This is a genomic window from Actinoplanes ianthinogenes (assembly GCF_018324205.1).
In the GTDB taxonomy this organism is placed as follows: domain Bacteria; phylum Actinomycetota; class Actinomycetes; order Mycobacteriales; family Micromonosporaceae; genus Actinoplanes; species Actinoplanes ianthinogenes.
Genome location: NZ_AP023356.1, coordinates 3,269,207 through 3,292,874, shown reverse-complemented (window position 1 = coordinate 3,292,874; position 23,668 = coordinate 3,269,207). Strand labels below are relative to the sequence as shown.

Below are 23,668 nucleotides of genomic sequence, written 5' to 3'. Positions count from 1 at the left end.
CGTCGATGGTCACCATGTCCCGCGCGTCGCAGCCCGCGGTCACCGCCACCCGGCTGCTGTTCGCCCTGGCCGGCCTGGCCGCGCTGGTGCTGGGTTACCTGGGTTTCGATCAGTACCTCGCCGCCGCCCCGGACCCGCACACCCGGGATCCGCTCAACCTGACCTACCACACGCTCCAGCTGTTCGTGCTCGGCGCCGACCCGCTCCAGGAGGCGGTGCGGCTGCCGCCGTCGCTGCAGATCGCCCGGTTCGTCGCGCCCGCGGTCACCCTCTACGCCCTCTTCGAGGCGGGCCGCCTGCTGCTGGCCACCGAGTGGCGGCGGTGGCGCGCCCGCCGTTCCCGGGGGCACGTGGTGATCTGCGGCGACACCTCGGCGGCCCGGACCCTCGCCGACCGGCTGTATCAGGACGGACAGCGGGTGGTCTGGGTGCGCAGCCGGCCGATCGGCCCGCTGGAGCTGCGCCGCCGGGCCCTGCTCGGGGTGCAGGGCGACCCGCGCGACCCGGACGTGCTGCGCGGCGCCGCCGCCGGTCACGCCGCCGTGGTCTACGCCTGCACCGGCGAGAGCGCGGCCAACCTGACCATCGCCGCCGCGGTCGCCCGCCTGGCCCCGCCGGGCCGGCAGGGGCTGGCCGTCTACGCCCAGATCCACGAGCCGGACTGGGCGCTGACCCTCCAGGCGCGCCGGCTCAGCGTGCCGGAGGCGACCGTGCACCGGCTCGATTTCTTCCACCTCGACGACCTCGCCGTCCGGGTGCTGCTCGCCCAGCAGCCGCTGGTGGCCGGGCCGGACGGCGCGGCACCCCGGGTGCTGCTGGCCGGCGACTCGACGCTGGCCCGGGCGCTGCTGGGTGAGCTGGCCCGGCACTGGCGGCTGCACCGGCCGCACCCGGAGGCCCGGGTCGAGGTGGACCTGGTTGCCCCGAACGCCACCCGGCTGCTGGAGCGGCTCGCCCGGCGCCGCCCGGTGCTGCTCGACGCGTGCCGGATCACGCCGTACGACGGCACGGTCGGTGACCTGTTCACCGCCGCCGAGCCCCGGTACGACCACGCCTTCCTCTGCTTCACCGACGAGAAGTACGGCCTCCAGCTCGCCCTCTCCGAGCACCGCCTCTGGCACGCGGTCGACGGTGACCTGGTGGTCGCCGTGGACGGGCTGGCGGAGCTGGCCGACGCGTTCCGGCCGGAGCAGTCGCCGCCGCTGCTCGACCCGCTCAACGGGCGGCTCCGGCTGTTCTCCCCGGTGGTGGCCGGCTGCGACCCGGCGCTGATCACCGAGGACCTGTCCGAGCGCCTCGCCCGCCTGATCCATGAGCGGTACCTGGTGGCCCGGCTGGCCGGCGGCGACGCGATGGGCTCCGGCGACGCCATGGCTCCCTGGTCCGAACTGGACGAGTCGCTGCGCCGGGCCAACCTGCTCCAGGCCGCCGACATCGGGCCGAAACTGCACCAGGCGCACTGCGCGATCGTGCCGCGCGACGCCGGTGGCGGGGATTTCCGGTTCACCGAGGACGAGATCGAGGAGCTGGCGCGACGGGAGTCGCGGCGGTGGGTCGCCGCCACGCTCGCCGAGTCCCGGGCGACGGGGGTGCCACCGGCCTCGCGATACCAGCCCTACCTGGGGGAATGGGACGAGATTCCGCCGGATGGCAAGGAACGCTGCCGGGCGGCAATTCGCGACATTCCGGAAATTCTGGGCGAGGCGGGCTTCCAAGTCGTCCGTTTGTCGGACACTGGAGCAAACCGGGCACTCTTCCCGGCATGATCGGACAGCGCAGGGGCGAGGGGGACACGATGAAGCGCATCGGGGTGACGGGCCACATCCGGCTCGAGCCATCCGCTCGCCGGTTGATCTACCGCGAACTCGTCAAGGAGTTGCGCGAGCACAAGGGCGTGCACGGCGTCACCTGCCTGGCCGAGGGCGCCGACCGGATCTTCGCGGAGGCGGTCCGGGCCTGCCGCGGCACGTTCGAGGCGGTGCTCCCGGTGCCGGAGCACTCCGCCGCCCCGGAGAACGATCGCGACCTGTGCGGCCTGCTCCGGCACGCCACCGACGTGACCCGGCTGACCGTGCCCGGGCCGCCGGAGGGGTCTTACGAGGCGGCCAGCCGCGAGGTGGTCGAGCGCTGCGACCTGCTGATCGCGGTCTGGGACGGCAGCGGCGTCGGCCTGCGCGGCGGCACCGCCGAGACGGTCGCCTGGGCGGTCGCCCACGGCAAACAGGTCCGCCGGGTCTGGCCGGCCGGCGCCCGCCGCAGCGCCCTCAGCCCCGTCCCGCTCCCGGTCGGCTGAGCAGCTCCCGCACCAGGCCGGCCACGTCCTCGGCCGATCCCCAGGAGAGGGTGACCCCGGCCCCTCCGTGCCCGTAGTTGTGGATCACGTGTCCGCCGCCCAGCTCCTCGTGCTCCACCCGGATCGGCGTCCGGTACGGCCGGAACCCGACCCGCTGCCCGAGCACCTGAGCCCCGGCGAGCTCCGGAAACATGGCGACCGCCCGGGCCAGGATCTCCCGGCCGAGCCGCTCGTCCGGTTCCGGCCGGTCGGCGCCCTTCTCCGCACTGCCCCCGACCAGCAGCCGGTCGCCGTGCGGCAGCAGGTAGGTCATCGTGCCCGAGTCGCCGGTGCCGGTGAAGAACTCGGTGATCCCCGGATTGCGCACCACGACGATCTGCCCGCGGACCGGCTGCACCACGTCGTCGCCGGTCAGCGTGCCGGCCCGGTGCCCGGTGCAGTTGACCACCACCGGGGCCGTACCGGCCGCCTCGGCCAGGTCGTCGACGTGCGCGTGCTCGACCGGCACCCCGAGGGCGGCCAGCCGGTCGGTCAGGAAACCGAGGTAGACCGGCATGTCGATGAGGGCGGTGCTGAACCGCCAGCCACCCACGAAGCCGTCCGGCAGCCCGGCCGGATCGATCTCCGCGAAATCGGGCATCGCCCGGGCCCAGTCCGGGACCGGGCGCGGGTCCCGGATCGCGTCCACCCCGCTCACGATCCGCACCCCGGTGGCCGGATCGGTCGCCTCCGCCACGAACCGCCGGTACGCCACCCGGCCCCACCGGTCCTGGTCCGGATGCTCCACCAGGTACGGCTCCCACAACGCGCCGGCCACCGCGGAGGTGGTGCGGGCCGGCGGCAGGTCGGCCACGATCCGCACCGGAACGCCCTGCTCGGCCAGGCGCACCGCGCTGGTCAACCCGATGATCCCGGCCCCGACCACCAGGACGGGCGTCTGCTCAGCGGCCATGCCGGCGAGCATATCGGCGCGAGACGCCACTCAGCGCCGGCCGATGATCTCCCACGCCATGGCGACGACGTCCCCGGCCGATCCCCAGGACAGGGTCACCCCGGCCCCGCCGTGCCCGTAGTTGTGGATCACCCGGCCCTCGGCCTCCACCCGGACCGGCGCCCGGTACGGCCGGAACCCGACCCGCTCGCCGAGCACCTCCGCCCCGGCGAGCGCGGGGAAAAGCGCGACCGCCCGCTGCAGGATCTCCCGGGTGATCCGCGGGTCCGGCTCGGGACGCTCGTACCCCTTCTCGGCACTGCCGCCCAGGATCAGCGTGTCGCCGTGCGGCAGCAGATAGATCACCGCGGTCGGGTCGTCGGTGTGCTCGCAGAAGAACTCGGTGATCCCCGGGTTGCGGACCGCCACCAGCTGCCCCCGGATCGGCTCCACGGCCTCGTCCCCGAGCAGCTGGGCTGCCCGGTGGCCGGTGCAGTTGACCACCACCGGCGCCGTGCCGGTCAGCGAGGTCACGTCGGTCACGTGCGCCCGTTCGATCCGCACCCCGTGCCGCTCCAGCCGCTCGGCCAGCCGGGCGAGGTAGACCGGCATGTCGATCAGAGCGGTGGTGAACCCCCAGCCGGTCGCGAAGCCCGGGGGCAGGGTGCCCGGGTCGACCTCGGTGTGCTCCGGTAGCTCCCGCGCCCAGTCCGGCACGTCGATCCGGTCGCGGGTCGCCTCCACCCCGCGCACCACCCGTACGCCGGTCCGGGGATCGTCCGCCTCGGCCAGCAGCCGCTCATAGGTCACCCGGCTCCAGCGGTCCATGTCCGGATGCTCGGTGAGGTAGGGCTCCCACATCGCGCCGGCGGCGGCCGAGGTGGTCCGGGCGGGTGGCTCGTCGGCCAGCACGCGAACGGGCAGGCCCGCCTCGGCCAGTCGCAGCGCCGTGGTCAGCCCGATGACACCCGCGCCGATCACCAGGAGAGGTTGCTGATTAGCGGCCATCACCTGAGCGTATCGGCGCAGGTCGAATCTGTGGCGGTGATGGGGTCCAATGAAGACATGGCCGCAGCGGGCACCAAGACCGATGTCCTTCGTCTGACCCTTGCCACCATCGCCTCGGGTGGCGTGACGTTTCTGCTGACCAATGCGCTGAATCAGCCGTTGGAGATCAGCCTCCTGCTCTCCGTGCTGATCGGTGGCATCGTGCTCATCGTTCGCTTTCTGATCATGTTCGAGGAGCGGCTGACCGTGGTGGAGAGCCGCCAGCTGGAGTCGCTGCGCGAGATCAACGTGCTGGTCGACCGCAAGTTCTCCGAGATCAACAAGGCCACCGAGCTGTTCCACCTGATCGAGAGTTCGGCCATGCAGCACGACGTGCTGGCGCAGCTGGTCCGCCAGTCCACCGGGATCCTGCCGAGCTCGCCGCCGATCATCCACAACCTCGCCGAGTCCCGCCTCCGGGAACTCGGCGAGTTCATGGGTGAGCTGTCCGAGGGCGGCGAGACGACCTATTACGGCGAGGACCGCGACTGGCTGCTCGGCCTGGCCCAGCACACCACCACCAGCCTCGACGCGATCAGCACCGACGGCGTGGACCGCGGTTTCTGGAACAGCGACATCGGCCGGCACTATCTGGAGTACCAGCGGCAGGCCGTGGAGCGCGGGGTGCGGATTCGCCGGATCTTCCTGTTGCCCCACCCGGAGATGGCCAGCCAGCAGGACTTCGTCGACGCCTGCCGGTACCAGGGCAAGATGGGCATCGACGTGCGAGTCCTGGACCACGACGACATCCCGCATGCGATGAAGCCGTCCATCGTCGACTTCATCATCTTCGACGCCGCGGTCGGCTACGAGACGATGTCCGCCTCGACCACCGAGCCGGACGCCCGCCCGGTCCTGGCCCAGACTCGCCTGATCATGCGCGAACGCCGGGTCAAGGAGCTGGCGAACATCTTCGAGCACCTGTGGCGGATCAGTCGTCCCCTGGAGGCCGCGACACCCGGTCCCGAGCCGCGGTCAGCGTCAGAAGATCGCGAACCCGGGTGACAGTGGCGGTCCACTGCCGGTCGAACCCGGGCCGCCGGTTCAGGGCGGTCCAGACCGGCATCAGCTCCTCGTCCACCTGTGCTCCCGGCATCCACAGATGCGCCAGATGCTCGATCGCCGGCCGCAGCCGCCGGACCCGTTCGGCCTGATCGTGGTCGCCGGTCAGCGCTGCCTCGACGATCGCCGTCAGCGCGGTGAGCAGCCAGTCGTGCAGCGCCAGGTCCTCGCAGAGCCGGACGACCGCGGGCAACTCCTGGCCGGGCACGGTCAGGCGCAGCGTCCGGAGCCGCTCGGACTCGATCGTGTAGGCGCCGGTGAGCGTCTCCGCGCCCAGGTACGCCACCCAGCGGAACGCTGTTCGTGGCGCGCGCAGCGGGGGCAGGTGGTCGAGCCGGGCGTCTCGCTGAACGATGTCGAGACCCCGGTCGGCGATCGCGCCGACGTCGAGAACGCCCGGATCCGTGCCGTCCCGGAGGAGACCGCCGGCGATCTCGTCGGGCCGGTACTTGCCGATGATCTCGAGCCGCCCCGGCGTGGCCAGGTAGTGCGACCACGGCTGCCGCCGGGTGGAGGGCGCGGCGATCAGGTCAGCGTGGGTGGAGCCCTGCGCGACGTGGCCGCCGGTGACGATCGCGTGCGAGGCCAGGGTGCCGACCCCGCGCGTGTGCGCCCCGCGGGACGACGGCAACCGGCAGTCGACGCCCTCCCACCGGTCCGCGGAGATCGCCCGGTCGATCGGCCGGTGGATCCGGCGGACCCGCTCGCCGGCAACCAGGTCGAGGATCTCGGCGGCCCGGTCCGCGGACAGCGGCCGGGAGTTCTGCAGCAGAGCGGTGCGCACCTCGCCGAACGCCAGCCCGAGTCCTGCGTGCGTCATCGCAGGTCCGTGGTGAGAAAGGCGCGGTCGACGCGGTCCTGCGGTGCGGCCGGCAGCCTGATGCCTTCCCGCCGAGCCCGCATGATCACCTGATCGTCGATCCCCGGAGTGAGCCGGACCATCGACAAGACCAGACCCGCGGCCACCTCCACCTCCAGGAAGCGGGTGGGCAGGACCGAGAAGTTTTGGTACGCGCAGAGCGGCGCCGGGCGTTCCGTCAGCCGGACCACCGGCGGCAACTCGGCCCAGCTCTCCGGAAGCGTGCCGGCCGGTTCCGGCGCGGTCAGGCGGGCATCCTCCGGACGGAGCAGGCCGAGCCGGAGCAGCTGCCACACCGCCCGGAGCAGCGTGACCGACCATCCTCCGCCGTCGCTGTCCCGGAGCTCGACGTCGACAAAGATCGATTGGCGGGCGCCGGTCTGCGCCGGCGGCTGCCACGCCGATCCGGTCATCGCCGGTGCGGCGCCGGCCGTGGGCGACCGCTGCCCGTTGCACAGCCAGCCGCTCCGGTCGAGCGGCGGCCGGGTGCCGGTGGTGCCGGGGTGCGGCTCCGGCACGATGCGGTCGAACACCTCGCGGGCCGGGCCGTCGGTCAGGGCCGACTCCCGGGCGACGTAGTCGACGGCGAGACCGCTGTGCTTCGCGGCCGCCTGGATCCGCGGGATGACGTCCCGCGGGCTGCCGGATCCGTCGGCGTGGTCCACGATCAGGAGGCAGGTGCTGATCCGGGCTTTGGTGGCTCGGCGGCGAGCGAGCGCGGCGGTGGCCTGCACCCACGGTGCCACCACGGCGAAATGGCCGGTCAGGGTGCCCTCGGCCAGGTCCTCCGGGAAGAGGTGGCCCAGCTCGACGGAGAGATGCGACAGGGCCACCGACGACGTCGCCGCCTCCGGACCGGCTTCCCGATAGTCGAACCCGCCGGACACCGCACCGCCCGTCACAGCGTCTCCCAGGCGGCGTCGTCGACAAGCCGCCGAGCCAGGTCGTCGAAGGCGTTGCGGGTCGCCACGTTCGCGACGCCCCGCACCACGTCCTCGTCGGTGACCAGCTGTTCCTGCCATTGCAGCATCGGGTCCAGGGGCACCGATCCCAGGAGGCGGCTCCGTCCGACCTGATACTCGCCGGCGAGCTGGTTCAGGCGCTGGTTACGGTCGTTGATCCACGAACCCTGCTCGGCGCTCAGGCCCCGGTGCGTCAGCGAGCTCGGGTCGATCACCGCCGTCCGGACGTATCGCAGGTTGCCCGTGAAGTGTTCGGGATCGTGTTTGTACCGTCGTGCCGTCTCCAGCAGTCCTCGGGGTCCGTGGACCAGCCCGCCCGCGGCGATCACATGCTGCACCGTCCAGCGGTGGAAGACCAGCCAGCGGCAGGTGATGGTCCGCATCTGGGGCAACGCGGTCACCCGCAGCATCAGTTCCACGGCGAGGCTGCGCCCGGCGCTGAGATCGACGAAACAGATGCCGAACTGCTCGTTGAGCCGCAGGAAGAGGTCCAGGCACGGGTCGATGAGATTCGTGTTGGTCAGGAACTCACCTCCGCCCACGTCGCCGGGGAACAAGGTCAGGCGTCCGGTCCCCGGTGGCCGGTGCCGGATGGCCTGCCGGGCCGCCTGCTGCCAGACCTCGATCGGATCGGGTGCCGCCACCTGGCGCATCAGGTACCTGTGCAGCCCTGCTCCGCCGGTCGTGCCGGTCTCCGCCCGATCGATGCCGAAGATCGCGCCCGCCGTCGGCGAACCGAGGTCGAAATCCAGGTAGGCGACGTCATCCCCGCGCAATGCGGCGCGGTAGGCGACGTTGCTGCTGGTCACCGAGCGGCCGGCGCCACCCTTGTCGGACGCGGCGAAGACGAGCATCAGAACACCGTGCTGTCGTTCGCCCGGACGGCGTCGAGCTGGTCGAGCAGGACCAGGACCGTGGAGGCGAGCGCCACGGCGGTACCGGGCCGGGTCCGGGCGCAGCGCCGCGCCCGCTCCAATGAGGCCCGGGCCCGGACCAGCACGTCGTGCACCCCGGGACTGACGCGGTCGTTACCGTGCATCAACTCCATGTCGTAGCGGTGTTCGGCCTCGTGGAGCAGATCGCGCGCCTGGACCACGAGGCGATCGTTGACCGGCGGCTCCGCGCTGACCAGGTGCGCCGCGCCGACCATGCACCGGATCGCCCGCTCGGTGAGGCGCCACGACACGCCGGCATGCTCGGGTAGCTCCTCGAACACCCGGTCCGGCCGGTCCCACAGGCCACGGTCCTGCCGACGGCGCACCAGGTGGTCCCAGATGCGGTCGGCCAGGTGCACCAGGCGGGCGCGCTCGTCGACGTCGCGCAGCAGCCCGGCGATCACCAGGCAGCGCTCCATCAGCTGCGGGGCGAAATCCTGCACCACCCAGACCGCTCGCACCTCGTCGCCGCCGGCCCGGCTCTCCAACGCTATCGGCAGGCCGGGTGCGTGCAGCCGGATCCCGGAGTCGCCGGGGCGATGCCGGCGAGTCACCCGGGCCTCGTTCGCCAGGTCGGCGAGCAACGTGCCGATCCGGGCCAGCTCGGCGTCCGAGCCGCGTCGCCGGACCAGGTCCTTCACCGTGATCGAGGTCAGCAGCAGCGTGTGGTACTCACTGCTCAGTCCGTCGGTGGTCGTCCAGGGTGGATCCTCCAGCGGCCACACCGGTCCGCCGCCGAACGTCGCCACCGTCGCCCAGTAGCCGACGGTCAGATCCCAGCGCAGCTGGAGCGCCCGGGTGAGCCGCTGCTGCTCCTCGTTCAGCAGGCCCAGCACCCGGGTCCGTTCGGTGAGCAGTTCCTCGATCGCGTCGACCGCGACGACGGTGAAGTACAGGTTCGGCCGGTTGTCGGCGACACCGTCCGGCTGCTCACCGATGTCCTCGGCGGTCGCCGTCTCGACCCGGGGTGCGTCCGCGACGATCCCCCAGGACCAGCCACACTCGAAGAGGCGGTTGTCGTACGACAGTTCCCTGGTCTGGCCCGAGCCGATGAGCACCTCTTCGAACGAGGCGATCGTCTCCTGGAGAGCGTCCCGGAACTGCCCGACCACCTGCTTGGCGGGCAGGCCGGACTTGTTGATCGTCCCGATCAGGATCCGCCCCGGGTCGTCATCGGCATCGAAGACGTATAGGGCGAAGCTACGCAGCAGGCCGATGAGGGCGGCGGTGAGCCGGGCGCTCGCCAGCTGCTCCAGGACACGCAGCCGCTCGAGGATCTCCCTCCGAGTGACCGCCTGCCGAAAGACACGGACGAAGCCGATCGTCGCCAGGCAGAGCGTCACCGAGACGGCGAACGACTCCACGATGTCGCGATCCCGCTGGACGTCGGGCAGCCGGTCATCGTCACGGGCGCTGAGGTAGCCGCCGCCGGAGAAAATCGGCCGCCCCGTTCCATCAACATGTCGGGTGAAGAACTCTGTGGCGATGTCCACCAACCGCAGGGGAATCGTCTTTTCGTTGCCGAGCGGTGCCAGCACTTCCAAGATGTGTTCGGCAGTGAGGTTTGGACGGTCCAGTGCGAACGGCGGGAGCTGCGTCGCCGGCCTCAGCAGGCACAGCAGCTGCTCGGCGTCACTGATCGAATGGGATCCGTCGCGGCCGTCCCAGTCCCAGGCGCCGTCGCGCCAACAGGTATTGACGGTGACTTTCCAGGTTTCCAGCAGGTGCTGCCGTGGTTCCATCCGCACCGGTGCCACCACCATCTCCGTGGATCGGCCAATAGGTCCATGGTGGCGCACGGGTCAGGAAACGCCGAAGGGCGGCGGTCCACCCGGACCACCGCCCCCGATCGAGTGAAACTCAGCTGGCCTGCTCGGCCAGGGCCAGGAACTGCTTCTTCGAGGCGAGGGCCTGCTCGGCCTCCTTGATCCGGCGGCTGTCGCCGGCCGCCTTGGCCCGCTCCAGCCGCTGCTCGGCCTCGGCGACCTGGTCGCGCATCTGGCGCAGCAGCGGGTTGTCCTGCGGGCTGGTCTTGCGCCACGCCGAGTCCATGGCGACCCGGATGCGCTCCTCGGCGGCCCGCCAGCGGCGGTCCAGGCCGGCGGCGGCCTCGCGGGGCACCCGGCCGGCGTCGTGCCAGGCGGCCTGCGCGTCGCGGAGCTTGTTCTGGGCGCCGCGGGCGTCGGCGTCGACGTCGATGGCCTCGAGCTCGGCCAGGATCGCCTGCTTGCGCTCCAGGTTGCCCTGGTACTCCGCGTCGCGGGCGGAGAAGACCGCGCTGCGGCGGGTGAAGAACGCGTCCTGAGCGGCCCGGAAGCGTTCCCACAGACGCTGCTCGGCCTCCTTGGCGGCGCGCGGCGCCGCCTTCCACTCGGCCATCAGCTCCTTGAGCCGGTTCGCCGTGGTGTTCCACTCGTCCGAGCCCGAGATCGCCTCGGCCTCCTTGACCAGCTCCTCCTTGGCGGTCTGCGCCTGCTTGCGCTGCCCGTCCAGGGTGGCGAAGTGAGCGCCCCGGCGCCGGGTGAAGCCGTCCCGGGCGGCGGCGAACCGCTTCCACAGCTCACCGTCGGTCTTCTTGTCGACGCCGCGGATGGTCTTCCACTCGTCGAGGATCTCCTTGAGCCGGTCGCCGGCCGACTTCCAGCCGGTGGCCTCGGCGGCGATCGTCTCCGCCTCCTCGACCAGCGCGGTCTTGCGCGCGAGGGCCTCGGTCCGGGCGACCTCGCGGGCCGCGCGGGCCTCGCCGGCCTTCTCCTCGGCGAGGGCGGCCAGCTTCTCGAGCCGGGCGGCGAGACCGTCGATGTCGCCCACCACGTGCGCCTCGTCCAGCTGCGTGCGAAGCCGCTTGACGCTGCTCAGCGAGTGGGACGCGTCCGCCGCGCCCGACTTGAGGCGAGCCTCGACGAGGTCGACCTCGGTCACCAGGTCCTCGAATCGCCGGGCGAAGTGGGCCAAGCCCTCCTCCGGGGTCCCGGCCTGCCACGAGCCGACCACCCGGTCGCCCTCGGCGGTCTTCACGTACACGGTGCCGTCGGCATCCACGCGCCCGAAGGCCGTCCAGTCGTTCATGAGCTCATCCTCGTTCTCCCGGCGCCGAAGGACCAGCCCGGTCCCCGGCCACCGCCACAGCGCAGTGGAATGCCACCCTTCTCAGGGGCATTCTTTCTCGCGCATTGTCACAGGTCCAACCCGGTTAGGGGAAAGCTCCCGCCGACGACCGTGACACAACCTTGTCCTACGGTTGCTCCGTGTCGTTGAGTCCGGGTCCTCGCGTGGTCACCGTCGTCGGGCCGACAGCGGCCGGTAAGTCCGCCTTGAGCATCGCACTCGCCCACGCTCTGGGTGGCGAGGTGGTCAACGCCGACTCGATGCAGCTGTATCGCGGGATGGACATCGGGACCGCGAAACTCGGCGTGCCGGAGCGCGAGGGCGTGCCGCACCATCTGCTCGACATCTGGGACGTCACGGTCACCGCGGCCGTCGCCGAGTACCAAGCGCTGGCCCGGGCCGCGATCGACGACATCCTGGCCCGCGGCCGGGTGCCGCTGCTGGTCGGCGGCTCCGGGCTCTACGTGCGCGCGGTGCTGGAGGAGTTCGAGTTCCCCGGCACCGACCCGGTGATCCGGGCCCGGCTGGAGGCGGAGCTGGCCGAGACCGGCCCGGCGCCGCTGTTCGCCCGGCTGGCCGAGCGCGACCCGGTCGCGGCCGGCCGGATCCTGCCCTCCAACGGCCGGCGGATCGTCCGCGCCCTGGAGGTCATCGAGCTGACCGGCCGGCCGTTCACCGCGGCTCTGCCGGATCCGAAACCGCATTACCCGTCGGTGCAGATCGGCGTGGACCGGGACGTCGCCGAGCTGGACGAGCGGATCGCGCTGCGGGTCGACCAGATGTGGGCGGCCGGGCTGCTCGACGAGGTGCGCGCGCTGGACGCGGCCGGGATCCGGGACGGACGGACCGCTTCCCGGGCGCTCGGTTACCAGCAGGCCATCGCCCAGTTGGACGGCACGATGACCGAGTCGGCGGCGAAGGACGACACGGTTCGCGGCACCCGGCGATTCGTCCGGCGGCAGCGCTCCTGGTTCCGCCGGGACCCGGCCATCACCTGGCTGGACGGGGCCGCCCCGACGCTCCTGGCCGACGCGCTCGCCGTTGCGCGATGATGGACGGCGTGTTTTTCACCAAGGGCCACGGCACCGCGAACGACTTCGTCATCCTTCCCGACCCCGACGGCGAGCTGGAGCTGACGCCGGCGCTGGTCGCCGCGCTCTGCGACCGGCGGCGCGGGATCGGCGGTGACGGCGTGCTGCGGGTGGTGCGCGCCGCGAAACACCCGGAGGGTGCCGCGCACGCCGCCGAGGCCGAGTGGTTCATGGACTACTGGAACAGTGACGGCTCGATCGCCGAGATGTGCGGCAACGGCGTCCGTGTCTTCGCCCGCTACCTGGTCGAGAACGGTCTCGCCACGGCAGACCCCGCGGGCCTGCCGGTCGCGACCCGGGCCGGCGTCATGCTCGCCGTGGTGCGGACCGACACGATTTCGGTACGCATGAGCACCCCCCGTGTCTACGCGGCGAGCACCGCCACCGTGGGGGCGCTCACCGTCCCCGGCCTCGCCGTCGACTGCGGCAACCCGCACCTGGTCTGCGGCCTGCACGACGGGGTCGAGCTGGGCGGCCTGGACCTCACCGTCGCCCCGCTGGTCGACACCGCGCTGTTCACCGCCGGGGTGAACGTGGAGTTCGTCGAGCCCGCCGCGGCCGTCACCGGGGTGGACCGGCACGTCCGGATGCGGGTGCACGAGCGCGGCTCGGGCGAGACCCAGTCCTGTGGCACCGGCGCGCTCGCGGTCGGCGCCGTGGCGCTGCGCGAGGCCGGGCTGGAGCGCGGCTCGGTCGCCGTCGACGTGCTCGGCGGCCGGCTCGTGATCACCTGCGACGAGCGGGGCGCGTGGTGGCTGGCCGGCCCGGCCGTGCTGGTCGCGTCGGGCGAGGTCGACCCGGCGGTGTTCGCCGCGGCCGCCGCTCCGGCGGTGTCCGGCTGATGCTGCATCGTGTCGCCCATCGCGGCTACTCCGCGGTGGCCCCGGAGAACACCCTGCCCGCCCTGGCCGCCGCCGCGCGGGCCGGCGCCACGTTCGTCGAGTTCGACGTGCGGTGCACCGCCGACGGCGTCCCGGTGGTGATCCACGACCGGACCGTGGATCGCACCACCTCCGGCTCCGGCCGGGTCTGGGACCTGCGCGCCGACGAGATCGCTGCGCTGGACGCCGGCTCCTGGTTCGGCCCCGGGCACGCCGGTCTGCGGGTGCCGGCGCTGACCGAGGCCCTCGCCGTGCTCCAGCCGACCGGCGCCGAGATCCTGCTGGAGATCAAGCCCCCGGCCACCCTGGACGAGGTCAAGGCGGTGATCGCCGCCCTCGCCGAGTACGACCTGCTGGACCGCACCGTGGTGCAGAGCTTCGAGGCCGACGTGGTCCGCAAGGCCCGCCAGCTCGCCCCGGAGGTCCGCCGCGGCCTGCTGCTGTTCCGCTTCGACGCGGAAACCGTCGAACTCTGCCGCGAACTCGGCGTCACCTACTGCAACCCGTCGGTCGCGGACGTCCTGAACGGCCCGGCGACGATGGCCGACCTCACCGGGATCGGCGTCGGCGTCATGCCCTGGACCGCCAACGACATGGCCCAGTGGCGCCCGCTGGCCGACGCCGGCGTCGCCGGCCTGATCACCGATTACGTCGGCGAACTGGCCGGCTGGTCCGCCGCCTGACCCCCAGCCACCCGCTCCACCAGACCTGCACCCGGTCACTGCCCAGCCTCCGGTCGTGGTCGGCGGCGGGTTACTGTCCGCGTGCCAGGCTACGCAGTTGCTGGTCCCTGCTGCGGCCGCCACTTGCGGTCCACCGATGCCCCGGTCAGACCGAGGCACGCAGCCAGTTCCGGTCCGCCGACCCCTTTCGGCCGCGTCCGCTGGCGTGGTGTAAGAGTCGGCCATCGCTGATCCGTGTGGGTTGATGCTATGCGGCGATCTCGGCGGGTTGGTCGGGTTCGGTGTCTTGGCTGGTGGTGATGGGTGTGAGGCGGGCTTTGCGGAGTAGGTCCAGGCCCATGTAGCGGCGTCCTTCGACCCATTCGTCGGTTTGTTCGGCGAGTACGGCGCCGACGAGGCGGATGATCGCGGCCCGGTTCGGGAAGATCCCGACGACGTCGGTGCGCCGCCGGATCTCCTTGTTGAGGCGTTCTTGGGGGTTGTTGGACCAGATTTGGCGCCAGAGCTCGCGTGGGAACGCGGTGAAGGCCAGCAGGTCAGCTTGGGCGTCGTCGAGGTGTTCGGCGGCGTCGGGGAACTTCTCGGCGATGGTGTCGAGCACGCGGGCGAACTGGGCGTGGACTTCGTCGGTGTCGGGTTGGTCGAAGACGGTGCGGACCAGGGTGGCGACCCAGGGCTGCGCTGTTTTGGGGACTTTGGCGAGCAGGTTGCGCAGGTAGTGGGTGCGGCAGCGTTGCCAGGACGCGCCCGGCAGGGCAGCCCCGATCGCGGAGACCAGGCCGCGGTGGGCGTCGGAGACGACCAGCCGGACCCCGGCCAGACCGCGGGCCGTCAGCGATCGGAGGAAGGCCAGCCAGCCGGCGCCGTCTTCATCTGAGGTGACTTCCAGGCCGAGGACTTCTCGGCCGCCGTCAGCGTTGACCCCGACGGCGATCAAGGCGTGAACATTGATGGTGCGGCCTGCTTCGCGGACCTTGATGGCCAGGGCGTCGACCCAGACGAAGGTGTAGGGGCCGGCGTCGAGCGGGCGTTGGCGGAACGCTTCGACCTGGGCGTCCAGGTGGCGGGCCATCTCGCTGACCTGGCTTTTGGACAGCTGCTTGATGCCGAGTTGCTCGACCAGTTTCTCGACCCGGCGGGTGGAGACGCCGAGCAGGTAGCTGGTCGCGACGACGCTGACGAGGGCTTGTTCGGCGCGGCGGCGGTGTTGCAGTAGCCAGTCCGGGAAGTAGGAGCCTTGCCGCAGTTTGGGGATGGCCAGTTCGACGGTGCCGGCGCGGGTGTCCCAGTCGCGGTGGCGGTAGCCGTTACGGGAGTTGGTGCGCTCATCGCTGCGTTCGCCGTACTCGGCGCCACACAGCGCGTCGACTTCGGCGGACATCAGCACGTCAGCGAAGGTTTTCACCATCGCCCGCAGCAGATCAGGGCTCGCCGATTGAAGATGCTCGCGCAACAGGTTCGCGACGTTCAGACTCGGTTCTGCGGCCATCGCAGGTCTCTCCTTCGTGATCTTCAGACAATCCGAAGGATCTGCGATGGCCGCCTTCATACACCGGGAAAGACCAGGTCATACACCACTTCGGTGGACGTGACCCCCCTTTCCGACAAACCCCCAAATTTCCGGTACGCCAACAGCCCGAACCCGTCGACGCCCCTCCACCCCACCGCGTGCCGTCCAGCTGCTCCCCATGGCCCTCTCCCGACCCGGCACAGGGCCACGAGTCCCACCCATCAGTCGCGGCTGGTCCCCATGGCCCTGCCGCAGCCCGGCATAGGGCCGTGGGTGCCAGCCCGTCAGTCTCGGCTGGTCGCCATGGCCCTGCCGCAGCCCGGCATAGGGCTGTGAGTGCCAGCCCGGTGGTCTCGGCTGGTCGCCATGGCCCTGCCGCAGCCCGGCATAGGGCTGTGAGTGCCAGCCCGGTGGTCTCGGCTGGTCGCCATGGCCCTGCCGCAGCCCGGCATAGGGCTGTGAGTGCCAGCCCGTCAGTCTCGGCTGGTCCTCATGGCCCTGTCTCGGCCCGGCATAGGGCCGTGGGTGCCAGCCCGGTGGTCTCGGCTGGTCCTTATGGCCCTGTCTCGGCCCGGCATAGGGCCGTGGGTGCCAGCCCGGTGGTCTCGGCTGGTCCTCATGGCCCTGCCAGAGCCCGGCATAGGGCCGTGGGTGCCAGCCCGTCAGTCTCGGCTGGTCTCCATGGCCCTGTCTCGGCCCGGCATAGGGCCGTGAGTGCCAGCCCGTCAGTCTCGGCTGGTCTCCATGGCCCTGTCCCGAGGCGAAATAGGGCCATGAGTGCCAGCCCGGGTTTTGACTTGCGCTGCGGGCCCTTATCCAGCCGGGCTAGAGGCGCTGAGGGGTCTTGGCTTGGCATAGGGCCGTGAGTGCCAGCCCGGCGGCAGTCTCGGCTGGTCCCCCATGGCCCTGTCCCGGCCCGGCATAGGGCTGTGAGTGCCAGCCCGGTGGTCTCGGCTGGTCCCTATGGCCCTATCCCGAGGCGAAATAGGGCCGTGAGTGCCAGCCCGGGGTTTGACTTGCGCTGTGGGCCCTTATCCAGCGGTTAGAGGCGCTGAGGGCTTGGCTTGCGGCTCGGGGATTTCGGCCGGGGTGGGGGCGCTGGGCACTGGGTGGGGGTTTGACTTGTGCTGAGGGGCTTGGCTCCGGTGGGGGTTCGGTGACCACCCACGGGCCGTGAAGGGTGGGGTGATCGTTTTGGACGCGTCAGCGGCCAGATCAGCCCGCCCGGCCCGCGCGGGAGCATGCGATCTGAACCCGCGCGGACCTGCGTGAATGATGAATTTGATCTTGATTGCGGGGTTAGAAGATGCCTTCGGGAGCCTGATCCAGCTCGGACTCCGGGGCGGCGGCCGGATTGGCGGGCGCGGGGCCGCCGCGGACGACCGCGCGGATCGCGGCCGCGACCGCCGGCGTCACCCGGGGGTCGAAGACGCTGGGGATGATCACTGTGGGGTTGAGCTTGTCCTCGCCGACCACGTCGGCGATGGCGCGGGCCGCCGCGAGGGCCATCTCCTCGGTGAACTCCTCGGCGCTGGCGTCCAGCATGCCGCGGAAGACGCCGGGGAAGGCCAGCACGTTGTTGATCTGGTTGGGCTGGTCGGAGCGGCCGGTGGCGACGACCGCGGCGTGCTTGCGGGCCTCGCGCGGGTCGACCTCCGGGTCCGGGTTGGCCATCGCGAAGACGATCGACTTGTCGGCCATCTTGGCGATGTCGTCGCCGGTCAGCAGGTTCGGCGCGGAGACGCCGATGAAGACGTCGGCGCCGACGATCGCGCCGGGCAGGTCGCCGGAGTAGTTGGTCTTGTTGGTGTGGTCGGCCAGCCACTGCATCGACTCGTTCAGGCCGGGCATGCCGCGGTGCAGCGCGCCCTTCCGGTCGTAGGCGATGATGTCGCCGACGCCCTGGCGCATCAGCAGTTTCATGATCGCGGTGCCGGCCGCGCCGGCGCCGGAGACGACGACCTTCACGTCCTCCATCCGCTTGCCGACCACCCGCAGCGCGTTGGTGAGCGCGGCCAGCACGCAGATCGCGGTGCCGTGCTGGTCGTCGTGGAAGACCGGGATGTCCAGCTGCTCGCGCAGCCGGGCCTCGATCTCGAAGCAGCGCGGGGCGGCGATGTCCTCCAGGTTGATGCCGCCGTAGGCCGGGGCGATGGCCTTGACGATCTTGACGATCTCGTCGGTGTCCTGGGTGTCCAGGACCACCGGCCAGGCGTCGACGCCGCCGAACCGCTTGAACAGCGCGGCCTTGCCCTCCATCACCGGCATCGCCGCGGCCGGGCCGATGTTGCCCAGGCCGAGCACCGCGGAGCCGTCGCTGACCACGGCCACGGTGTTGCGCTTGATGGTGAGCCGGCGGGCGTCCGCCGGGTTCTCCGCGATGGCCATGCAGACCCGGGCCACACCCGGCGTGTACGCCCGGGACAGCTCGTCCCGGTTGCGCAGCGCGACCTTGGAGCTGACCTCGATCTTGCCGCCCAAGTGCAGCAGGAAGGTGCGGTCGGAGACCTTCCGGACGTCCACGCCGTCCTGGTCCTCGAGCTGCTTGACGACCTGGTCGGCGTGCGCGGAGTCGGCGGTGTCACAGGTCAGGTCGACGACCACCTGGGTGGGGTCGGAGTCCACCACGTCCAGCGCGGTCACGACCGCCCCGGCCTCACCCACGCAGGTGGTGAGCCGGCCGATGGACGAGGCGTCCGCGGTAACAGCGATGCGGATCGTGATCGAGAATCCTGCACTGGGCAGGCGGGTGGTCACCACGGTTGTCCCTCCGACGTTGGTGGGGTGAGCACTCGAATTGTCGCTCGCTCGGAATGTTCGATACCTCTGCGGTAGTTACTGGTGAGTCAGCCCCGGTTATGTGGATGCGCTCGCTCCCGTGACGTGCCACGATCGGGTCGAGGAGGTCACTTTTGCGAAACACGTACCAGACACCCGTCCTTGACGAGCCGGACTTCACGACCGGTGAGCTCGAGCTGGAGGAGCGGCACTCGCTCAGGCGGGTGGCCGGACTCTCCACCGAGCTGACCGACATCACCGAGGTTGAGTACCGCCAGTTGCGACTCGAGCGAGTCGTGCTGGTCGGCGTCTGGACCGAGGGCAGCGTCGACGACGCGGAGAACTCGCTGACCGAGCTCGCCCAGCTGGCCGAGACCGCCGGTTCCCAGGTCCTGGAGGGCCTGATCCAGCGGCGCAAGCAGCCGGACGCCGCGACGTTCATCGGCCGGGGCAAGGTCGACGAGCTGCGGGACGCGGTCGTCGCCTCGGGCGCCGACACCGTCATCTGCGACGGCGAGCTGTCCCCGTCCCAACTGCGTAACCTGGAGCAGCAGGTCAAGGTGAAGGTGGTCGACCGGACCGCGCTGATCCTGGACATCTTCGCCCAGCACGCGAAAAGCAAAGAGGGTAAGGCTCAGGTCGAGCTGGCCCAGCTGCAGTACCTCTTGCCGCGACTGCGCGGCTGGGGTGAGTCGCTCTCCCGGCAGGGCGGTGGCGCCGGTGGCGGCGGCTCCGGCGGCGGTGGCGTGGGCACGCGTGGTCCCGGTGAGACCAAGCTGGAGACCGACCGCCGGCGGATCAACCAGCGGATCGCCAAGCTGCGCCGCGAGATCAAGGCGATGCGGACCGCCCGGGACACCAAGCGGTCCCGCCGGCAGGCCAGCGGCACGCCCGCGGTGGCCATCGCCGGTTACACCAACGCCGGCAAGTCCAGCCTGCTGAACCGGATCACCGAGGCCGGCGTCCTGGTGGAGAACGCGCTGTTCGCCACCCTGGACCCGACCACCCGGCGGACCTCCGCGGAGGACGGCCGGGTCTACACGCTCTCCGACACCGTCGGGTTCGTCCGGCACCTGCCGCACCAGATCGTCGAGGCGTTCCGCTCGACGCTGGAGGAGGTGGCCGACGCCGACCTGCTGGTGCACGTCGTCGACGGCTCGCACCCGGACCCGGAGGGTCAGGTCAGCGCGGTCCGCGAGGTGCTCGGCGAGGTCGAGGCCGACCGGGTCCCCGAGCTGCTGGTGATCAACAAGATGGACGCGGCCGACGAGGAGACCGTGCTCCGGCTCAAGCGGACCTGGCCGGAGGCGGTGTTCGTCTCGGCGCGCTCCGGCTCGGGCATCCAGGAGCTGAAGGAGGCCATCGCGGCGCGGCTGCCCCGGCCGGCGGTGGATCTGCGGATCCTGCTGCCGTACGACCGGGGTGATCTCGTCGCCCGGGTGCACCGGACCGGGCAGGTGCTCCAGTCCCGGCACCTGGACGACGGCACCGAGCTGCGGGTCCTGGTGGACGAGCGGCTGGCGGCCGACCTGGAACAGTTCCGTTGCTGAGAGTTACATGTGAGCGGGTGGGAAACAGACACCTGGTGAGCTTTGACCAGGGTTGATCCACGCGTTACACCGATGGGGGACGCCGCATGCGACACTGTGCGGATGCGGCGTCTCGTGTTCTCGATCGTGCTGGGTCTCGGCCTGGTGACGGTCGGTGGCACCGGCGCGTCTGCCGCTGACCCGACCCCCACGGCGACGGTCAGCGCCAAGGCGACGCCCGGTAAGAAGGTTTGCAAGGTCAAGGACCCTCTGCTCGACGAGGTCTCCGGTCTGGTGGCGACGAAGAGCGGAGGCTTCATCGCCGTCGACGACAGCACGACCGACGAGTCCAAGAAGAAGGTCTTCTTCCTGGGCTCCGACTGTGCCATCAAGGGCGACCCGCGCTCCTTCCCGAGCAACCCCCTCGACACCGAGGACATGATCGTCTCGCCGAAGGACGGCACCGTCTGGATCGCCGACACCGGCGACAACGCCATCCTCAAGGGCGACGACCCGCGCCCGCACGTCGCGCTCTGGAGCATGGCGGCCAACGGGAAGAAGGCGCCGGTGATCCACCGGGTCAGCTACCCGGACGGGGACAAGCACGACGCCGAGGCGCTGCTGATGGCGCCGGACGGCACGCCCTACCTCGTGACCAAAGAGGTGTCCGGGCCGGCGTTCATCTACAAGCCGTCCGGACCGCTGAAGGCGGACAACAAGACTCCGGTCCCGCTGACCAGGGTCGGCGAGGTCGCCGTTCCGGCCACCGAGACCAAGAGCAACGCGTTCGCCAAGACGTTCAACCGGGTGATCACCGGTGGCGCGGTCAACGCGGACGGGTCGAAGGTGGTGCTGCGCACCTATACCGACGCGTTCGAGTGGGACGTCAAGGGCGGCGACATCGTCGGCGCCCTCAAGGGCAAGCCGCGCACCACCGGGCTGCCGGACGAGCCGTTCGGTGAGGCGATCGCGTACAGCGCCGACGGCAAGAGCTTCTTCACCGTCTCGGACATGAACGGAAACAAGGACGACCCGAACTACATCCGGTCGTACGAGCCGGCCACCACGGTCGCGGCGGTCTCCAAGAAGCAGTCCGGCGGGGCCGCGTCCAAGTCGTGGTATTCGGACCTGGACGTGAGTGACATCACGAACGCGGTCGCCGGGGTCGGCCTGCTCGGCCTGATCCTGGTCGGGGCGGGCGTGTTCGGCATCGTCCGGTTCCGCAAACAGCACCCGCGGGGCGCGACCGTCGACGACGCGCCGAGCGGCGGGATCGAGAAGGGCGAGCCGGCGACCGAGCTGATCGGCGTGGGCAGCGGCGGCATGCCGCCGCGGGCCGCCGGCGGGCTCGGCGGTGGCGTCGGGAACGGGCCGGTGTACGGCGCGAAGTCCGGTGCGCCGCAGCGCCCGCAGGGTGGCGGCCCGCAGTACGCCCGGCCGGCCGCGCAGCCGCCGCAGGGGCCGCGCGGTCCGCAGGGACCGCAGCAGCGTCCGCAGGGCGGTGGGCAGCAGCCTCGGCCGCCGCAGCAGCAGCCGGGCCGCGGTCCGCAGCAGCCGCAGCGGGGTCCGCAGCAGCCGGGCCGCGGTGGCGCCGGGGGTGGCGCCGGGGTCTACGGCGGGCAGCAGGGTGGCGGTCAGCCGCGGCCGCCGCAGGGTGGTCAGCGTCCGCAGGGTGGCGGCCAGCAGCGTCCGCAGGGCGGTGGGCAGCCGCGTCCGCAGGGCCAGGGCCAGCCGCGCCCGCAGGGGCAGGGCCAGCCGCGCCCGCAGGGGCAGGGTCAGCAGCGCCCGCAGGGCCAGGGGCAGCCACGGCCGCCGCAGGGTGGTGGACAGCCGCAGCGCCAGCCCGGGGTGTACGGCGGTGGCCGTCCGCCGCAGGGGCGCGACGAGGGCGGCTACGACCGCCGCTGAGTGATCGTGAGGAGGGCCGGCACCCCGTGGGGGTGCCGGCCCTTTGCTCATGGTGTACCGAAAAGGATCGGTCAGACGCGGCGCAGGACCGCGACCACGCGGCCCATGATGGTGGCGTCGTCGCCGGGGATCGGGTCGAAGGCCGGGTTGGCCGGCATCAGCCAGACGTGGCCGTCGCGCTGGCGGTAGCTCTTGACCGTGGCCTCGCCGTCGATCATGGCGGCCACGATGTCGCCGACCTCGGCGGTCGGCTGCTGGCGGACCACCACCCAGTCGCCGTTGCAGATCGCGGCGTCGATCATCGAGTCGCCCTTGACCTCCAGCATGAAGACCTCGCCCTCGCCGACCAGCTCGCGCGGCAGCGGGAAGAAGTCCTCCACCGCCTGCTCGGCGAGGATCGGGCCACCGGCGGCGATCCGGCCGACCAGCGGCACGTAGGCCGGCTGCGGGCGGGCGGCGCGCAGCGCCTCGTCGTCGACCAGCTCGCCGGGGGAGCGGACGTCGACGGCGCGTGGCCGGTTCGGGTCGCGGCGCAGGTAGCCCTTGGTCTCCAGGGCCTTCAACTGGTAGGCCACGCTGGACGGGGAGACCAGGCCGACGGCCTCGCCGATCTCCCGGACGCTGGGCGGGTAACCGTATTTCTCGCCCCACTCGCGGATGAACTCGAGGATGCGCCGCTGGCGGGCGGTGAGGTCGGTGGCGACCGGCTCGCTCAGGTTGCCCACCGCGGTCACCGAACGCAGCTGCGGGGCGTCCGCGGACCGGGCCCGGCTCGGTGTGCGGCGCCGCATGGCGGCCGCGGCGCCGCCGGCATCCGGCTTCCTCATCGGTTGCTGCTGGCTCGTGCGGTCGTCGGTCGACACGTCCGCCCTCCCTGTCGGCCAGTGCCTGTCGGCACGTGGTGCGTCGCGGAGCCGGACCTGCCGTGGGGATGGCGTTTGTCCGGCTGACCCCTCTTGACAGGAAACCGTAGTGGGCGGGTGCGAAGTATTCAAACATCTGTACGAGATTCTCTCGGCGTGTCGCCCGTCAGGACTGGATTTTCGTACTCCCGTTCTGATAGACCGTCGTACGGGCGTTCTATCGAACGGGTGTCCGAGAGGGGTCATGTCATGGTCGTCACCGGTGGCACGCGACACGTAGCGCCGCCCCTGCGGCTGACTCGGCGCGGCCGGGTGGTGCTGTTCGGTCTCTTCCTCGTCATGGCGGCGTTGTCAAGCGTTGTCCTGTTCATGACTGCCTCGCAGGGCTGACGGGCGGGCAACCGGTTTCCCGACGCGCCGCGTGATCATGCCGTCACTCCCGCGTGTTGAGGCGCAAAATACGGCGCGTCGGCACGTCGTCAAACTTGCGTCGGCGTCCGCCGCGGCATAGCGTCTTCCCCAACATCTAGTGGTTACAAAGATCTAAGCCATCCACAGGTTGGGTTTCTCCTCCCCGGTTTTCCACAGGTTCGTTCACAGTCGCGCCGATGTCTCTCACCAGGCGAGGCTGTGCTTCGGCGTGCCCGGGCGAGGGGCGAGAGGGGAGATCGCGGTGCGGTGCCCGTACTGCCGGCACGCTGATTCGCGTGTCGTGGACTCGCGCGAGGCCGACGACGGTCAGTTGATCCGTCGGCGCCGCTCGTGCCCCGAGTGCGGCAAACGCTTCACCACGGTCGAGGAGGCGGTGCTCGCGGTGGTCAAGCGCAGTGGCGTCACCGAGCCCTTCAGCCGGACCAAGATCATGAGCGGGGTCCGCAAGGCCTGCCAGGGCCGGCCCGTCGACGAGGACTCGATCGCGTTGCTCGCGCAGCGGGTCGAGGAGACCGTCCGGGCGCGGGGCGCTGCCGAGATCCCGAGCCACGAGGTCGGACTGGCGATCCTCACGCCGTTGCGTGAACTCGACCAGGTGGCCTACCTGCGGTTCGCCAGCGTCTACAAGTCCTTCGACTCGCTCGACGAGTTCGAGAAGGAGATCGCCTCGCTCCGGGAGGCGCCGGCTGTCCGGGACGCCGGGACGCGACATGCCGTCGCGCCGCGGTCCGGAACGGCACGCGTGCCCAAGATCAACGGCTGAGACCAGCCACACCTTTTCCGCGGTATCTACGAG

The 23,668-nt window shown here is 71.2% G+C and carries 19 protein-coding genes; 9 read left to right on the top strand and 10 right to left on the bottom strand.

Features of this window, described 5'->3' with window-relative positions:
• Window positions 1–5: 5 nt before the first annotated feature.
• Both Aiant_RS14770 and Aiant_RS14765 read left to right on the top strand, forming a co-directional pair.
• Window positions 6–1,766: an NAD-binding protein gene (locus Aiant_RS14770; RefSeq protein ID WP_189336763.1), complete on the top strand. Its 1,761-nt coding sequence runs from the start codon at window positions 6–8 to the stop codon at window positions 1,764–1,766.
• Window positions 1,763–2,293 (top strand): hypothetical protein, encoded by a 531-nt coding sequence (locus tag Aiant_RS14765; protein ID WP_189336762.1) that lies wholly within the window; start codon window positions 1,763–1,765, stop codon window positions 2,291–2,293. The genes Aiant_RS14770 and Aiant_RS14765 overlap by 4 nt, the downstream gene beginning before the upstream one ends.
• On the opposite strand, the gene Aiant_RS14760 is transcribed toward Aiant_RS14765, so the two are convergent.
• Together Aiant_RS14760 and Aiant_RS14755 are read right to left on the bottom strand one after the other, a co-directional pair.
• Complete coding sequence (locus Aiant_RS14760) at window positions 2,265–3,245, bottom strand: NAD(P)/FAD-dependent oxidoreductase (protein ID WP_189336761.1); 981 nt, start codon at window positions 3,243–3,245, stop codon at window positions 2,265–2,267. The genes Aiant_RS14765 and Aiant_RS14760 overlap by 29 nt on opposite strands.
• 30 nt (window positions 3,246–3,275) lie before the next feature.
• A complete protein-coding gene (locus Aiant_RS14755) occupies window positions 3,276–4,232 on the bottom strand; it encodes an FAD-dependent oxidoreductase (RefSeq protein WP_189336760.1) in 957 nt (318 codons plus the stop codon).
• 57 nt (window positions 4,233–4,289) lie between these two features.
• On the opposite strand from Aiant_RS14755, the gene Aiant_RS14750 reads away from it, so the two are divergent.
• Entirely contained in the window at window positions 4,290–5,276 is a 987-nt protein-coding gene (locus tag Aiant_RS14750) for a DUF6879 family protein (protein WP_189336759.1), read from the top strand.
• Here the strand turns inward: Aiant_RS14750 and Aiant_RS14745 are convergent.
• From Aiant_RS14745 to Aiant_RS14725, 5 genes are all read right to left on the bottom strand, one after another.
• Window positions 5,203–6,153, bottom strand: a complete 951-nt coding sequence (locus Aiant_RS14745; protein ID WP_189336758.1) for an SCO2521 family protein — start codon at window positions 6,151–6,153, stop codon at window positions 5,203–5,205. The genes Aiant_RS14750 and Aiant_RS14745 overlap by 74 nt on opposite strands.
• Window positions 6,150–7,094 carry an SCO2522 family protein gene (locus tag Aiant_RS14740; protein ID WP_212847088.1) on the bottom strand — a complete coding sequence of 315 codons (945 nt, stop codon included), beginning with the start codon at window positions 7,092–7,094 and terminating at the stop codon, window positions 6,150–6,152. Before Aiant_RS14740 ends, Aiant_RS14745 begins: the two co-directional genes overlap by 4 nt.
• The gene (locus Aiant_RS14735) at window positions 7,091–8,008 is read right to left on the bottom strand and encodes an SCO2523 family variant P-loop protein (protein WP_189336757.1); all 918 of its coding nucleotides are present in this window, start codon (window positions 8,006–8,008) and stop codon (window positions 7,091–7,093) included. Before Aiant_RS14735 ends, Aiant_RS14740 begins: the two co-directional genes overlap by 4 nt.
• The gene (locus Aiant_RS14730; RefSeq protein WP_229831475.1) at window positions 8,008–9,831 is read right to left on the bottom strand and encodes an SCO2524 family protein; all 1,824 of its coding nucleotides are present in this window, start codon (window positions 9,829–9,831) and stop codon (window positions 8,008–8,010) included. Before Aiant_RS14730 ends, Aiant_RS14735 begins: the two co-directional genes overlap by 1 nt.
• Before the next feature lie 118 nt (window positions 9,832–9,949).
• Window positions 9,950–11,158 (bottom strand): DUF349 domain-containing protein, encoded by a 1,209-nt coding sequence (locus tag Aiant_RS14725; protein WP_189336755.1) that lies wholly within the window; start codon window positions 11,156–11,158, stop codon window positions 9,950–9,952.
• 185 nt (window positions 11,159–11,343) lie between these two features.
• Here Aiant_RS14725 and miaA point away from each other — a divergent pair, with 185 nt between their 5' ends.
• The 3 genes from miaA to Aiant_RS14710 are packed head-to-tail and all read left to right on the top strand — an operon-like array spanning window position 11,344 to window position 13,852.
• On the top strand, window positions 11,344–12,249 hold the full coding sequence (gene miaA, locus Aiant_RS14720) for a tRNA (adenosine(37)-N6)-dimethylallyltransferase MiaA (RefSeq protein WP_229831474.1): 906 nt from the start codon (window positions 11,344–11,346) through the stop codon (window positions 12,247–12,249).
• Between the two features lie 8 nt (window positions 12,250–12,257).
• Window positions 12,258–13,130, top strand: a complete 873-nt coding sequence (gene dapF, locus Aiant_RS14715) for a diaminopimelate epimerase (protein ID WP_189336754.1) — start codon at window positions 12,258–12,260, stop codon at window positions 13,128–13,130.
• The gene (locus Aiant_RS14710) at window positions 13,130–13,852 is read left to right on the top strand and encodes a glycerophosphodiester phosphodiesterase (RefSeq protein WP_189336753.1); all 723 of its coding nucleotides are present in this window, start codon (window positions 13,130–13,132) and stop codon (window positions 13,850–13,852) included. The genes dapF and Aiant_RS14710 overlap by 1 nt, the downstream gene beginning before the upstream one ends.
• Window positions 13,853–14,099: 247 nt before the next feature.
• On the opposite strand, the gene Aiant_RS14705 is transcribed toward Aiant_RS14710, so the two are convergent.
• A complete protein-coding gene (locus Aiant_RS14705) occupies window positions 14,100–15,341 on the bottom strand; it encodes an IS256 family transposase (RefSeq protein WP_212847086.1) in 1,242 nt (413 codons plus the stop codon).
• A 1,320-nt stretch (window positions 15,342–16,661) separates the two neighbouring features.
• Window positions 16,662–18,122 (bottom strand): NAD-dependent malic enzyme, encoded by a 1,461-nt coding sequence (locus tag Aiant_RS14700; protein WP_189336406.1) that lies wholly within the window; start codon window positions 18,120–18,122, stop codon window positions 16,662–16,664.
• Between the two features lie 152 nt (window positions 18,123–18,274).
• Between Aiant_RS14700 and hflX the strand changes: the two genes are divergently transcribed.
• Together hflX and Aiant_RS14690 are read left to right on the top strand one after the other, a co-directional pair.
• Complete coding sequence (hflX, locus tag Aiant_RS14695; RefSeq protein ID WP_189336407.1) at window positions 18,275–19,690, top strand: GTPase HflX; 1,416 nt, start codon at window positions 18,275–18,277, stop codon at window positions 19,688–19,690.
• A gap of 102 nt (window positions 19,691–19,792) precedes the next feature.
• Window positions 19,793–21,577 carry a hypothetical protein gene (locus tag Aiant_RS14690; protein ID WP_189336408.1) on the top strand — a complete coding sequence of 595 codons (1,785 nt, stop codon included), beginning with the start codon at window positions 19,793–19,795 and terminating at the stop codon, window positions 21,575–21,577.
• Window positions 21,578–21,648: 71 nt separating this feature from the next.
• Here Aiant_RS14690 and lexA read toward each other — a convergent pair whose 3' ends face one another.
• Window positions 21,649–22,404, bottom strand: a complete 756-nt coding sequence (gene lexA, locus Aiant_RS14685) for a transcriptional repressor LexA (protein ID WP_189336409.1) — start codon at window positions 22,402–22,404, stop codon at window positions 21,649–21,651.
• 709 nt (window positions 22,405–23,113) lie between these two features.
• Here lexA and nrdR point away from each other — a divergent pair.
• Window positions 23,114–23,635 carry a transcriptional regulator NrdR gene (gene nrdR / locus Aiant_RS14680; protein WP_189336410.1) on the top strand — a complete coding sequence of 174 codons (522 nt, stop codon included), beginning with the start codon at window positions 23,114–23,116 and terminating at the stop codon, window positions 23,633–23,635.
• Window positions 23,636–23,668: the final 33 nt, after the last annotated feature.